Below are 14557 nucleotides of genomic sequence, written 5' to 3'. Positions count from 1 at the left end.
ATCCGGGGCAATCTGCGGTAAACTGTGGCAAACCTCGTTTATTTTCCGGAATCCCAGTATCCATGCTCAGTTATCGCCACAGCTTCCACGCTGGCAACCATGCCGACGTCCTTAAACACACCGTTCAGAGCCTGATCATTGAAGCGCTGAAAGAGAAAGAGAAACCGTTTCTCTATCTCGACACGCACGCAGGCGCAGGGCGTTATCTGCTCTCCGGCGAGCATGCGGAACGCACCGGGGAATATCTGGAAGGCATCGCGCGTATCTGGCAGCAGGATGATTTGCCTGCGGAGCTGGAGCCTTACATGAGCGCAGTGCGCCATTTCAACCGCAACGAGCAGTTGCGCTATTACCCGGGTTCGCCGCTGATTGCCCGCCAGTTGCTGCGCGAGCAGGACACCCTGCAACTGACCGAACTGCACCCGAGCGACTTCCCGCTGCTGCGCCAGGAGTTCCAGAAAGACAGCCGCGCCCGTGTTGAACGCGCTGACGGTTACCAGCAACTGAAGGCCAAACTGCCGCCGGTCTCCCGCCGTGGTTTGATCCTTATCGACCCACCGTATGAGATTAAAACCGATTATCAGGCCGTCGTGAGCGGTATCAGCGAAGGACACAAACGTTTCGCCACGGGCGTGTTCGCGCTCTGGTATCCGGTGGTGTTGCGCCAGCAGATAAAACGCATGCTGCGCGATCTGGAAGCCACCGGCATCCGCAATATCCTGCAAATCGAGCTGGGCGTACGCCCGGACAGCGACCAGCGCGGGATGACCGCCTCCGGTATGATTGTAATTAACCCGCCGTGGAAACTGGAAGCGCAAATGAACACTGTGCTGCCGTGGCTGCACGGTAAACTGGTGCCAGCGGGTACCGGGCATACGCTGATTCATCAGGTAGTACCGGAGTAATCGCAGCCATTGGTGGAACCTTTCGGGCTGCGCGTTACAATCGCGACACTTTTCGACCTCGTTCAGGATTAAGGAATCAACCATGAGCAAACATTACGACTATATCGCTATTGGCGGCGGCAGCGGCGGTATCGCATCGATTAACCGTGCGGCGATGTACGGTCAGAAATGCGCGCTGATCGAAGCGAAAGCGCTTGGCGGCACCTGTGTGAACGTCGGTTGTGTTCCGAAAAAGGTTATGTGGCACGCGGCGCAAATCGCGGAAGCCATTCATCTCTATGGCCCGGATTACGGGTTCGACACCACGGTCAACCACTTCGACTGGGGCAAACTGATCGCCAGCCGTACGGCCTATATCGACCGAATCCACACCTCGTATGACAACGTGCTGGGTAAAAATAATGTCGATGTGATCCGCGGCTTCGCGCGTTTTGTGGATGCAAAAACCCTCGAAGTGAACGGTGAAACCCTCACCGCCGATCATATTCTGATTGCCACCGGCGGCCGTCCGAGCCACCCGAACATTCCAGGAGTGGAGTACGGTATTGATTCCGACGGCTTCTTTGAACTGCCTGCGCTGCCAAAACGCGTGGCGGTGGTGGGTGCGGGTTATATCGCCGTTGAACTGGCGGGAGTGATTAACGGCCTCGGTGCTGAAACGCACCTGTTTGTGCGCAAGCACGCGCCGCTGCGCAATTTTGATCCGCTGATCACCGAAACGCTGGTGGAAGTGATGGCCGCCGAAGGCCCGACGCTGCACACCCATGCAGTGCCGAAAGCGGTGGTGAAAAACGCCGATGGCAGTCTGACCCTGACGCTGGAAGATGGCCGTTCACAGACCGTGGACAGCCTGATTTGGGCGATTGGCCGCGAACCCGCGACCGATAATTTCAACCTTGCAGCCACTGGCGTGAAAACCAACGCCAAAGGCTATATCGAGGTGGATAAATACCAGAACACCAGCGTACCGGGCATCTATGCGGTGGGCGATAACACCGGTGCGGTGGAACTGACGCCGGTGGCGGTCGCCGCAGGCCGCCGTTTGTCTGAGCGTTTGTTTAACAACAAGCCGGACGAACATCTGGATTACAACAACATCCCGACCGTGGTGTTCAGCCACCCGCCGATCGGCACCGTAGGGTTAACCGAGCCGCAGGCGCGCGAACAGTTCGGCGATGAGTTAGTCAAAGTGTATAAATCGTCGTTTACCGCCATGTATACCGCAGTGACTACCCACCGCCAGCCGTGTCGTATGAAGCTGGTTTGCGTAGGCCCAGAGGAGCGTATTGTCGGTATCCACGGCATCGGTTCCGGTATGGATGAAATGCTGCAAGGTTTTGCCGTCGCGCTGAAGATGGGCGCAACCAAGAAAGACTTTGATAACACCGTGGCCATTCACCCTACCGCGGCGGAAGAGTTTGTGACCATGCGATAACCACGCGCCCCCTCCCCTCAAGCCGAAGAGAAGCCTGCATTGTGCTTCTCTTCGGTCACTTTCTTTGTCTTAGTTTGCGCCTTGCCGCTTCTTCACTCAGCCGCAAATGCCATTGTATTCAACGAAGCGACATAACGAACGCCATCACAGGTTATTTTCTGAATTCTTATTCATTATTTTTAATTAACTAACACCTCTATTTATTTAATTTATTTGTCTTAGCTAATTTATTTTTCCGGGTTTTAAAAAATCGCCACGAATATTAATTTTAACAAAAATAACAAATAATAAACATTGCAGTGCGTTATCTCGCAATATGCATAAAACACGACTAATTATTTCTGGGATGATCTGTTTTTATTGATCAGAGTCACACAAAATGGCTTTTTCCTGGATAAAATACCCTCACCTTACATTTACCCAGGAAAGGTGATGAAAATGGAAAATAATAACCGTGCAATGCCACATATAAGGCGAACAACACATATTATGATGTTTGCCAACCGTAATAGCTTCGACTTTCACTTCTTTAATGCCCGATAGTCATTTGACTAAGGGCACTCCAGCATACAGGTCTTTCTGACCCTCTGTAATACAGGCTGAACGCCTGTATCTCGCGGTGCTCGCTCCAATAAACCCCTGAGTTACTTGTGACCGGACTGGTTAGGGTTTATTGCATCTGAATAAAACCAACTTACTGATTTTTATTTATCAGCGGGAAGCCTTTATTCACTCCGGAGATATCAATTTCCTGTTCAGGAAATTGAGGACCTGCTATTACCTGAAATAAAGAGTTGAAAATGTCTGAATTAAAAATTGCAATCAGTCGTTCTTGCCCTGACTGTTTTTCCACACATCGCAATCTTGTGAATGTTGATGAAAGTAAATTTATCGACGTCGCTGCTATCGTGTTATCCGTCAATGATATTGAACGAGGCAAACTCGATGAAATCGACGCGACCGGCTACGGAATTCCGGTCTTTGTCGCAACAGAAGAGGAAGAACGCGTTCCGGCTGAACATCTGCCACGCATTTCGGGCGTCTTTGAGTTTAACGAAAACCGCAGCGACTATTATGGTCGCCAGTTGGAAACTGCAGCCCATCACTATGAAACACAACTACGTCCACCGTTCTTTCGTGCATTGGTTGACTATGTCGGTAAGGGCAATAGCGCGTTTGACTGCCCCGGGCATCAGGGCGGTGAGTTTTTTCGCCGCCATCCGGCCGGAAATCAGTTTGTTGAATATTTTGGCGAAACGCTCTTTCGTTCCGATTTGTGTAATGCCGATGTCGCCATGGGCGACTTGTTGATTCACGAAGGCGCACCGTGCATTGCGCAGCAACACGCCGCTAAAGTCTTTAACGCCGACAAAACGTACTTCGTGCTCAACGGCACTTCATCGTCCAACAAAGTGGTGCTTAACGCCCTGCTGACGCCGGGAGACCTGGTGCTGTTTGATCGCAACAACCACAAATCAAACCACCACGGTGCGCTCTTGCAGGCTGGCGCGACTCCGGTATATCTGGAAACAGCGCGTAACCCGTACGGCTTTATCGGCGGCATCGACGCCCACTGTTTTGAAGAAGCGTACCTGCGTCAGCTTATTGAAGAAGTCGCGCCGCAGCGGGCGAAAGAGACACGCCCCTTCCGCCTGGCGGTGATCCAGTTAGGGACTTACGACGGCACAATCTATAACGCCCGCCAGGTGGTGGATAAGATTGGCCCCCTGTGCGACTACATCCTGTTTGACTCCGCCTGGGTGGGTTACGAGCAATTTATTCCGATGATGGCCGATTGCTCGCCCCTGCTGCTGGATCTGAATGAAAACGATCCGGGCATCCTGGTGACACAATCGGTGCACAAACAGCAGGCAGGTTTCTCCCAGACGTCGCAGATCCACAAAAAAGACCGCCATATCAAAGGGCAACCTCGCTATGTACCGCATAAGCGCATGAATAACGCCTTTATGATGCACGCCTCCACCAGCCCCTTCTACCCGCTGTTTGCCGCGCTGGATATCAACGCCAAAATGCATGAAGGTGTGAGCGGTCGCAACATGTGGATGGATTGCGTCGCTAACGGCATTGATGCCCGCAAACTGATCCTCGATAACTGCCGTTATATCCGTCCGTTTGTGCCGGAAACCGTCGATGGTAAGCCATGGCAGTCTTACGACACGGCTGAAATCTCCGGCGATCTGCGCTTTTTCCATTTTGTTCCGGGCGCACAGTGGCATGCGTTCGAAGGCTATGCCGAACACCAGTACTTTGTTGACCCATGCAAACTGCTGCTCACCACACCCGGTATCAATGCCGCGAATGGCGAATATGAAGACTTTGGCGTTCCGGCAACCATCCTCGCCAACTTCCTGCGTGAAAATGGCGTAGTACCGGAAAAATGCGACCTTAACTCGATCCTGTTCCTGCTGACCCCGGCGGAAGATATGGCCAAGCTGCAACAGCTTATCGCCCTGCTGGTGCGTTTCGAAAAACTGCTCGAATCCGACGCGCCACTGGCTGACGTTCTGCCTTCACTCTACCGCCAGCATCAGGCGCGTTACGACGGTTACAGCCTGCGCCAGCTGTGCCAGGAGATGCACGACCTTTACGCCCGCCACAATGTGAAACAGTTGCAGAAAGAGATGTTCCGCAAATCGCACTTCCCACGCGTCAGCCTCTCACCACAAGAAGCCAACTACGCCTACCTGCGCGGCGAGGTGGAGCTGGTTCGCCTGCCGAATGCAGAAGGCCGCATTGCAGCGGAAGGCGCGCTGCCTTACCCGCCAGGGGTACTGTGCGTGGTTCCGGGTGAGATCTGGGGCGGCTCGGTACTGCGTTATTTCAGCGCGCTGGAAGAGGGTATCAACCTGCTTCCGGGCTTTGCGCCTGAGTTACAGGGTGTGTACGTCGAAGAACACGACGGTCGCAAACAGGTGTGGTGTTACGTCATCAAACAGCAGGAAAAGCAGCATAGCCTGTTGAAAGGAGAAAAATTATGAGTGCTAAAAAATCCAATAAGATGGGCGTTCTCCAGCTCACCATTCTGACCATGGTCAATATGATGGGCTCCGGGATTATTATGCTGCCCACCAAGCTGGCGGAAGTCGGTACCATCTCGATAATCTCCTGGCTGGTGACCGCCGTAGGTTCGATGGCGCTGGCATGGGCATTCGCCAAGTGCGGTATGTTCAGCCGCAAATCCGGCGGCATGGGCGGCTATGCGGAGTATGCGTTCGGCAAATCCGGCAACTTTATGGCGAACTACACCTATGGCATGTCGCTGCTGATTGCCAACGTGGCCATTGCGATTTCCGCGGTGGGTTACGGTACCGAACTGTTCGGCGTGTCGCTGACGCCGGTACAGATTGGCCTCGCGACGATTGGCGTATTGTGGATTTGCACCGTAGCTAACTTCGGCGGTGCGCGCATTACCGGGCAGATCAGCAGTATCACTGTCTGGGGGGTAATTATTCCGGTGGTGGGCCTGTGCATCATCGGCTGGTTCTGGTTTAGCCCGAGTCTGTATGTCGCCTCATGGAACCCACACAACGTTCCGTTCTTTACTGCGGTCGGTTCGTCTATCGCCATGACATTGTGGGCATTCCTCGGTCTGGAGTCGGCCTGCGCAAACGCAGAGGTGGTGGAAAACCCGGAACGTAACGTACCGATTGCAGTTCTGGGCGGCACACTGGGCGCAGCGGTGATTTACATCGTCTCCACCAACGTGATTGCCGGGATTGTCCCGAATATGGACCTGGCGAACTCCACCGCGCCGTTCGGGCTGGCTTTTGCGCAGATGTTTACCCCGGAAGTCGGGAAAGTGATCATGGCGCTGATGATCATGTCCTGTTGCGGTTCGCTGCTGGGCTGGCAGTTCACCATTGCACAGGTCTTTAAATCTTCTGCTGACGAAGGTTATTTCCCGAAAATCTTCTCACGCGTGACGAAAGTGGATGCGCCGGTGCAGGGGATGCTGACCATTGTGGTCATCCAGAGTGGATTATCGCTGATGACCATCAGCCCATCGCTGAACAGCCAGTTTAACGTGCTGGTCAATCTGGCGGTGGTCACGAACATCATCCCGTACATTCTGTCGATGGCTGCGCTGGTTATCATTCAGAAAATGGCCAACGTTAACCCGTCGAAAGCCAAAGCCGCTAACGCTGTCGCCTTTATCGGTGCGCTGTACAGCTTCTACGCGCTTTACTCCTCCGGTGAAGAAGCCATGCTCTACGGCTCGATTGTGACCTTCCTCGGCTGGACGCTGTACGGGCTGGTTTCACCACGCTTTGAACTGACCAACAAACACAGTTGAGTCTGTCCCCGGAAGCCTGGCTTCCGGGGTTCAAACGCTCTCTGTCAGCGCAGTTCGACGCTGTTTGGGCAGGAAGAAAAAAGGGATAAAACGGGCGTAATTTTTCATTTTTTTCTTATCCTGACGTGAACTGGCAATGTATTTCCCGCCATCTTCCTGACACAAGAGTGTCACGCTATCCGCACCGTTTTTAACTCATTAATCAGCCACTGGACCGCAGGCTGGTAGTCATACAATCGGTGGGTAAGGAGCAATAAATCGTACGATGGTGCGCCGTCCGGCAGATCCAGAATTCGCAGCGGCAACATTTTCGCCAGCTCCAGCGCGATGCGAAAAGGCACGCACATCAAATAACCAGATGCCACCGCCACACGCCCACCGACGGCATAACTCTGCACCACCGTCGCCAACGGGCGATAAAGATGCTGCGACAACAGCCAGCCGTCAATGTGATCCGCGCCGGAACTGACCGCCGGTAAGTGAATTTGCGGTTCGCTGACCAGGTGTTTCATCGTCAGTTGTTCAGGTAAATCGTGGCGCTCGACAGAGGCAATGGCCACAAAATGGTCAGAGACCAGCGGATGCTTATTAAAATAGTGCGGAATATGCTGCACATTATCCACGCCAATAAACGCATCCAGTTGCCCCTTCTCCACCCTTTCAACTTTTATCGTCTCCGAGAGAATATCGACAGACAACCGCACATTGGGCGCGATGGTTTTAAAGCGCGCCGTCAGCACCGGCATAAACATAAATTCGAAGTAATCCACCGCACCAATATAGAAGGTGTGCGCATCACGCAGCGGATCGAAGTGGCTCGGCCCGCGCGTGGCGGTATCCAGCTTGCTGAGCGCATTCTCAATCACCGGGATCATCATCGCTGCATAGGGCGTGGGCTCCATACCGTTGCGGGTGCGGATAAACATCTCATCGTTTAACTGCTCGCGCAGGCGGTTCAGCGCATGGCTAAACGCCGACTGGGAAAGGTTCGCTTTTTGCGCCGCGCGGGTGACATTTTTCTCTTTCGCCAGAATCGGCACCAGCCGCAGCAAGTTCAGGTCGATAGCCACTATGCATCCTGTTCATGTTTTTATGATAACAATACATTTTATGCATAACGGTTTTCGTTGCTATAGTTTGCAGCAAAATAAGTGCTGATGCTCTGCACTGCCTGAACTGAGAACCACGGGAGATTTTTTTATGAGAAATGTCACAGTCGCCGCAACGCAAATGGCCTGTAGCTGGGATCTGGAAAAAAACATTCAGAACGCTGAACGCCTGGTCCGTGAAGCCCACAGCAAAGGCGCGCAGATCATCCTGATTCAGGAGCTGTTCGCTGCGCCCTATTTCTGCATCGACCAAAGCCCGGAACACTACGCGCTGGCACAGGAAGTCGCCACCAGCCCGCTGATTAAACACTTCTCTGCGCTGGCAAAAGAGCTGGAAGTGGTGCTGCCGCTGAGCCTGTTTGAAAAGAGCAACAACGCTTATTACAACTCGCTGGTGATGATCGACGCCGACGGCAGCGTGCTGGACACCTACCGTAAAACCCATATTCCGAACGGCCCGGCTTACCAGGAAAAACAGTTCTTTATCCCTGGCGATACCGGCTTCAAAGTGTGGAACACCCGCTATGCCAAAGTCGGCGTTGGCATCTGCTGGGATCAGTGGTTCCCGGAAACCGCACGTTGCCTGGCGCTGCAGGGTGCAGAAGTGATCTTCTACCCGACGGCCATCGGCTCTGAACCTGCCTACCCGGACATCGACAGCCAGCCGCACTGGACCCGCGTCCAGCAGGGCCACGCTGCCGCTAACGTCATTCCGGTGATTGCCTCTAACCGTATTGGCACCGAAGCCAGCAAATGCATTGAAGGCCTGGAAATGACCTTCTACGGCTCCTCTTTCATTGCCGATCAGACCGGTGCACTGGTGGAGCAGGCGAACAAAACCGACGAAGCGGTGCTGGTGCACACTTTCGATCTGGATGCCGTTGCCGCGCAACGCGCCGCCTGGGGTTTGTTCCGCGATCGTCGCCCGAACATGTATGGTGCCATCGCCACCTCTGATGGCAGCGTAAGGAGCTAACCGATGTCACAGCTGACCACGCCGGTGAAAGATGGGTTTGCCATGCCCGCAGAGTGGGCGCCGCACCAGGCGGTATGGATGATTTGGCCTTACCGCACAGATAACTGGCGCGCAGATGCCGCCCCTGCACAACAGGCGTTTGCCGCCGTCGCAAAGGCAATCTCGCGCAGTACCCCGGTTATTATGGGCGTCCCGGCCGCTGAGATGACCAAAGCGCGCGCCACCCTGCCCGCAGAAGTGACGCTGGTGGAGATGGAGAGCGATGACGCCTGGATGCGCGACACCGGCCCCACCGTGGTGCTGAATGCGGCGGGCGAACGGCGTGGCATTAGCTGGACGTTTAACGCCTGGGGTGGCTTCAACGGTGGGTTGTACGCGCCGTGGGATCGCGATCAGCAGGTCGCGGCTCAGGTGGCGAACTACCACCAGATGCCTTGTTACCACACGGATTTGATTCTGGAAGGCGGTTCGATCCACGTTGACGGCGAAGGCACATTGCTGACCACTGCCGAATGCCTGCTGAACCCGAACCGCAACCCGGGGTTAAGCAAAGATCAGATTGAGCAGCAGTTGCGCGACTATCTTGGCGTATCGCAGATAATCTGGCTGCCGGACGGTGTGTTTAACGACGAAACCGATGGCCACATCGACAATATGTGCTGCTTCGTGCGTCCTGGCGAAGTGGCGCTGCACTGGACCGACGACCAGAACGATCCGCAGTACACCCGCTCCGTTGCAGCCCTCAACGTGCTGGAAAACGTGAAGGATGCGCAGGGTCGCACACTGAAGGTCTGGAAGATGCCCTCTCCGCAACCGCTGTACGCCAGCGCGGAAGAGACCATTGGTGTGGAAAAAGGCACGGCGATTGAGCGCCATGAAGGCAACCGCCTGGCCGGTTCCTACGTCAACTATCTGATCAGCAATCAGCAGATTATTTTCCCGCTGCTGGATGCGGCAACCGATGCCAAAGCGCTGGCGCTGTTTGAAGAGATGTACCCGGGCTTTGTCATTACCGGTGTCCCGGCGCGCGAAATTTTGCTCGGCGGCGGTAACATCCACTGCATTACCCAGCAGATCCCGCGTTAACCCTCCTCCCGGCGGCAGCCATGTCGTCGGGCGTTTTATAACCCGCGCGACATGCGAATGTACTCCACCCCTTTTTTACAGAACGGCGTCCCTTCGGCAATAAAACCAAAGCGGGTATAGAACGGTACTGCCGATGTTCTGGCGTCCAGCTGTACCGACGCCATGCCCATTTGCACTAACCGTTCGAGCACCGAGCGCAACAAAAAACCGCCAAACCCACGCTGTTGCTGGTCCTGCACGGTGGCGAATTTGCGGATCTGGCAGTGACGATCGCCGAGCAAAAACACCGATAAACAACTGACGACCTGCTGCTGCGCCAGCACGCCATAATGCCAGGCGTGCTCATCGCCTTCCACGCGCGAGGCGTCGCGCTCAAGCTGCGGCCACAGTACCGCATGGCGGATATCGAGACATTGCTCTAACGTAATAGTGGCGAGTTCCAACGGCGCTTCCTCTTTATGACGGGCAATCCCCCCTACTCTACCCTGCGTGAATGTGCAGCGGGGGGATTATTCACAAATCGTTGCAAAACGAATGCTCCGAATTTCGCCGCTGCGCCAGCCGTTGGGTTACCCGTTTTGTTTATTAATAAACAACAGGTTATGAAAAATTTGCAGACTATTGCCCGATAAAGAAACGTGATCAAACGCACAGTTTGTCTTTCACAGACCGAAGCGAATGTCTACGCTTATGAAAGAACCGGGCAACACCTGTCTTTTTTTACGACGACATCCGGAGGCCAGAGTCACTATGTTCAACCAGAAACAACAAAGCGCAGAACCTATCGAATTCGTGATTGCCGAAGAAACCGTCTACGAAACCGATCCGTGCGAGTTAAAACTGGATGAAATGATCGAGGCGGAGCCGGAGCCGGAAATGATCGAAGGGCTACCCGCATCCGATGCGCTTACCCCTGCCGATCGTTACCTTGAACTGTTTGAACACGTGCAGTCATCGCGCATCTTCGCCGACAGCAAAACGTTTCCCGATTGCGCGCCAAAAATGGATCCGCTCGATATTCTGATTCGCTATCGCAAAATCAAACGCAAACCGGAATTCGACCTGCGTCAGTTTGTCGCGGCGCATTTCTGGATGCCGGAAAGCTATGCCAAAGAGTATATCTCCGACCCCAGTCGCTCGCTGAAAGAGCATATTGACCACCTGTGGCCGGTACTGACCCGCGAACCGCAGGATCATATTCCGTGGTCTTCCTTGCTGGCGCTGCCGCAGGCCTATATTGTGCCTGGCGGTCGATTCCGCGAAACCTACTACTGGGACTCCTATTTCACCATGCTTGGGCTGGCGGAAAGCGGCCGTGACGATCTGCTGCGCTGTATGGCGGATAACTTTGCGTGGATGATTGAACGCTACGGCCATATCCCTAACGGCAACCGTACCTACTATCTGAGCCGCTCGCAGCCGCCCGTCTTTGCGCTAATGGTGGAACTGTTCGAAGAGGATGGCGTACGCGGTGCACGGCGTTACCTTGAGCACCTGCTGATGGAGTACGCCTTCTGGATGGATGGCGCAGAGTCGCTGGCGCTCAACCAGGCCTACCGCCATGTGGTGCGCATGCCTGACGGTTCACTGCTTAATCGCTACTGGGATGACCGGGATACGCCACGCGATGAATCCTGGATTGAAGACGTGGAGACGGCGCGTAACTCCGGGCGACCGGCCAACGAAGTCTACCGTGATCTGCGCGCCGGTGCGGCGTCCGGCTGGGATTACTCGTCACGCTGGCTGCGCGACGCCCATCGTCTGGCGAGTATCCGCACCACGCAGTTTATTCCTATCGATTTGAATGCGTTCCTGTTTAAGCTGGAAAGCGCCATTGCCAATATTTCCGCTCTGAAGGGTGACCGCGAACGGGAAGCGCTGTTCCGCCAGAAAGCCAGCGATCGCCGGGCAGCGGTTAACCGTTACCTGTGGGATGACGAGCATGGCTGCTACCGCGACTATGACTGGCGTCGTGAAGAGATGGCGCTGTTTTCCGCCGCCAGTATCGTCCCGCTGTATGTTGGTATGACGACGCATGAGCAGGCTGACCGGTTGGCGGAAGCCGTCACGGCACGACTGCTGACGCCGGGCGGCATTCTGGCAACCGAGTACGAGACCGGTGAACAGTGGGATAAACCCAACGGCTGGGCGCCGCTACAGTGGATGGCCATTCAGGGCTTCAAACTGTATGGCAATGATTCACTGGGCAACGAAATCGCGCACAGCTGGCTACAGACGGTGAATCATTATTACCAGCATCACCATAAGTTGATTGAGAAGTACCACATTGCCAGCAGCACCCCGAGCGAAGGGGGCGGTGGGGAGTACCCGCTACAGGATGGCTTTGGCTGGACAAACGGTGTGGTGCGCAGACTGATTGGTTTATACGGCGAACCGTAATGAAAATGCCCGGCAAGCATCGCGCTACCGGGCAGATTTGATTAATCAATGACGTCATAAATGGCGGACTGAATATCCGCCAGTTTGCGGTTCTCGTCGGACGGGTCCGCTTTATAACGCAGTTGCGCCTGTTCCATCTCATAGCGCTGGCGCTCCACCACCGGGTCCAGCGTACAGAACGCCCTCAGATAATTTTTTGCCGTTGAGGTGAGCTTTTTACCTGCCAGCATTTCATGCGACAACGTGGTGATAAACCGCCGACAGGGCCGGTTTTCATCCATTTGCAGCCGGTAGCGGAGCAGCATGTCCAGCACTTCGTGGTAATCCGACTCCATTGCCTGTTCCGTCCATGAGAGCTTCCAGTTCATGCCAGTGCGTAAAAACATCGACACCACTTTGGTGTCATTCCGATCGATCGCCGAACGGAAGTTGTTCTCATCGCGCGGAATACCCATATTGCTCAGTTCTTCCTTCGGCGATGTTCGATGGCGATCTTCGGCAATCGGAACGGTAATACCGCTTCCACGGGTCTTCGGCACGGAGAGCCCGCTGGTAAACATCCAGAACGCGCCAATCACCATCAACAGCACCATCACGCCCACCGCACCCCACAACGCGCCGGAGAGTATCACCTCCCGCTCCTCGCGGTTGCGCGCCGCACGCTTTGCGGGCGGTTCGATATTGTCACGTATCGGCATTACATCACCTCCGGCCGCGCGATCTCTTTTCCGCGCTTGTTCCCAGAAAGCGTCCAACCCCGTTCCCGCTTCTTTCAGTAAGGCGGTGGGGTTTGTTTTCGTGCGCCCCTCTTCCCATGCCCGCTGTACCGGCCCGGTGATTTGCGGGTAATAACTCGCCAGCAGACTCAGTTGGTTCGACGTCAGCGGCTGGTTCGCAATCGCCGCCGCACGTATCTGGCGGATATCATCCAGAAACGTTTGTAGCGTTTTACGCGTTTCCAGAAACAGAGTTAATACCGACGAGTCATTGAAGATCCGCGCATAGTGCTGGCTGAACTCCTTCTTATCGATCAGCATCAGCGCCAGTTCGCTAAACCGCATACCGCTTAACACATCGTTACGATCGCCAACGCGCAGCCAGCGCCGCACGCGGTCTGCGCCAAACTGCACTTTCAGATGGTTACGCAGCCGGTCAGGGTCAGACCATGCTTGCGTCACCAGCGAGGTGATCATCATCTCCAGCGCCCGCAACTGCTCCAGGCCGTGCTTCTGCTGCGCATCGCTCACTTTTGTCAACGTGTTGTAGCTCAGCAACGGCTGCTTCGCGCGCAGATTCTCTAACGCCGCCACAAAACGCAACGCAGCGATAAGCTGGTTTTCCGTCACGCTTTGCCCGCTCTCATAGTGCGGAACGAGCTGCTGCAAATGGCGAAGTTGTAAAGTGAACTGTGTTAATTCCGCATCGTTGAGTTTAAGTCGTTTAGCCACTGCGCCCCATCCACCCATACTGAGGCGCGCAATATCCAGTTGTTCCAGAAACCAGCGGGGATCTTTTCCCTCATCGAAATGCGCATTGAGCAACAACAGAATTTCGATGGATGCCTCGCGAATAACGGCAATACACTTTTCAAACTGTTCACCCGTACTAGCTGGGGCAGTATGTGTCATTATTTTCCTTTAAGTACAACTGTAGAAATAATTAACTGGCCAACATCAGCGCTTAATTTTTTCTTTATTTATGAGTCATTAAAAGATAGCTCAGATACTGCGTATTATCAGTGACAGCCGTTTGAACCCGTAAAAAAACCGCCGGAGACATTCACGATGCTAATGCTTCGTACCCCAAGACTGATCTGCTCGCCGATCGTTGAAAGCGACTGGGCATTTTTTCTTTCGCTGCAACAGCAACCGGATGTGATGCGCTACGTTGCGGATCCCCGCTCCAGTGAGGAAATCCGCGAGCAATTCGTAGCACGACTGCCGGAATGGTCCCCGGGAAGCCGACACTGGCTCTGCCTGGTCGTCCGCGACAATGCGACGCACATGCCGCTGGGGGTAACCGGATATATTCACCGCGAAGATGACTGTGCCGAAGTGGGCTTCCTGTTCGCACCGCAGGCACAGGGTAAAGGCTACGGTCGGGAATCCCTAAAGGCGCTGTGCGATTACGCATTCAACGAGGGCGGTATCCGGCGACTGGTCGCCACGGTCACGTCAGGGAATCTCGCTTCCCGGCGCTTACTGGAAAAAACCGGTTTTATACTGGAAGGGGAGTTGCGTGAAGCCTGGTGGCTGGCGGGGCGCTGGCAAAACGACTGGCTATTTGGCTTATTGCGACATGAATATGGGAATAATGGCTAATTCGCCAGCA

The 14557-nt window shown here is 54.6% G+C and carries 12 protein-coding genes; 9 read left to right on the top strand and 3 right to left on the bottom strand.

Annotation, left to right across the window (positions count from 1 at the left end):
* The first annotated feature begins 62 nt into the window (after positions 1–62).
* The 5 genes from N7922_RS01245 (at position 63) to potE (ending at position 6655) form a co-directional block, all read left to right on the top strand.
* Positions 63–905 carry a 23S rRNA (adenine(2030)-N(6))-methyltransferase RlmJ gene (locus tag N7922_RS01245; protein ID WP_263098901.1) on the top strand — a complete coding sequence of 281 codons (843 nt, stop codon included), beginning with the start codon at positions 63–65 and terminating at the stop codon, positions 903–905.
* An 82-nt stretch (positions 906–987) separates the two neighbouring features.
* Positions 988–2340 (top strand): glutathione-disulfide reductase, encoded by a 1353-nt coding sequence (gene gorA, locus N7922_RS01240; RefSeq protein WP_263098900.1) that lies wholly within the window; start codon positions 988–990, stop codon positions 2338–2340.
* Between the two features lie 438 nt (positions 2341–2778).
* Positions 2779–2883 (top strand): leader peptide SpeFL, encoded by a 105-nt coding sequence (gene speFL / locus N7922_RS01235; RefSeq protein WP_263100815.1) that lies wholly within the window; start codon positions 2779–2781, stop codon positions 2881–2883.
* Between the two features lie 257 nt (positions 2884–3140).
* Positions 3141–5339: an ornithine decarboxylase SpeF gene (speF, locus tag N7922_RS01230; protein ID WP_263098899.1), complete on the top strand. Its 2199-nt coding sequence runs from the start codon at positions 3141–3143 to the stop codon at positions 5337–5339.
* Complete coding sequence (gene potE / locus N7922_RS01225; RefSeq protein ID WP_263098898.1) at positions 5336–6655, top strand: putrescine-ornithine antiporter; 1320 nt, start codon at positions 5336–5338, stop codon at positions 6653–6655. The genes speF and potE overlap by 4 nt, the downstream gene beginning before the upstream one ends.
* A gap of 170 nt (positions 6656–6825) precedes the next feature.
* Here potE and N7922_RS01220 read toward each other — a convergent pair whose 3' ends face one another.
* On the bottom strand, positions 6826–7725 hold the full coding sequence (locus N7922_RS01220; RefSeq protein ID WP_263098897.1) for a LysR family transcriptional regulator: 900 nt from the start codon (positions 7723–7725) through the stop codon (positions 6826–6828).
* Between the two features lie 130 nt (positions 7726–7855).
* Here N7922_RS01220 and aguB point away from each other — a divergent pair, with 130 nt between their 5' ends.
* Together aguB and aguA are read left to right on the top strand one after the other, a co-directional pair.
* The gene (aguB, locus tag N7922_RS01215; protein ID WP_263098896.1) at positions 7856–8740 is read left to right on the top strand and encodes an N-carbamoylputrescine amidase; all 885 of its coding nucleotides are present in this window, start codon (positions 7856–7858) and stop codon (positions 8738–8740) included.
* Positions 8741–8743: 3 nt separating this feature from the next.
* Complete coding sequence (aguA, locus tag N7922_RS01210) at positions 8744–9826, top strand: agmatine deiminase (RefSeq protein WP_263098895.1); 1083 nt, start codon at positions 8744–8746, stop codon at positions 9824–9826.
* A gap of 35 nt (positions 9827–9861) precedes the next feature.
* On the opposite strand, the gene N7922_RS01205 is transcribed toward aguA, so the two are convergent.
* On the bottom strand, positions 9862–10269 hold the full coding sequence (locus N7922_RS01205; RefSeq protein WP_263098894.1) for a GNAT family N-acetyltransferase: 408 nt from the start codon (positions 10267–10269) through the stop codon (positions 9862–9864).
* 307 nt (positions 10270–10576) lie between these two features.
* Between N7922_RS01205 and N7922_RS01200 the strand changes: the two genes are divergently transcribed.
* Complete coding sequence (locus N7922_RS01200; RefSeq protein ID WP_263098893.1) at positions 10577–12226, top strand: alpha,alpha-trehalase; 1650 nt, start codon at positions 10577–10579, stop codon at positions 12224–12226.
* A gap of 41 nt (positions 12227–12267) precedes the next feature.
* On the opposite strand, the gene N7922_RS01195 is transcribed toward N7922_RS01200, so the two are convergent.
* On the bottom strand, positions 12268–13854 hold the full coding sequence (locus N7922_RS01195; protein WP_263098892.1) for an STY4199 family HEPN domain-containing protein: 1587 nt from the start codon (positions 13852–13854) through the stop codon (positions 12268–12270).
* A 156-nt stretch (positions 13855–14010) separates the two neighbouring features.
* Between N7922_RS01195 and N7922_RS01190 the strand changes: the two genes are divergently transcribed.
* Positions 14011–14547, top strand: a complete 537-nt coding sequence (locus N7922_RS01190; RefSeq protein ID WP_263098891.1) for a GNAT family N-acetyltransferase — start codon at positions 14011–14013, stop codon at positions 14545–14547.
* The last annotated feature ends 10 nt before the right edge of the window (positions 14548–14557 follow it).

Origin of the sequence: Kosakonia sp. ML.JS2a, assembly GCF_025642095.1 — a bacterium.
Classification (GTDB): domain Bacteria; phylum Pseudomonadota; class Gammaproteobacteria; order Enterobacterales; family Enterobacteriaceae.
Note: the sequence above shows the minus strand (reverse complement) of the source record. Positions and strands in the feature narration are given on the sequence as shown.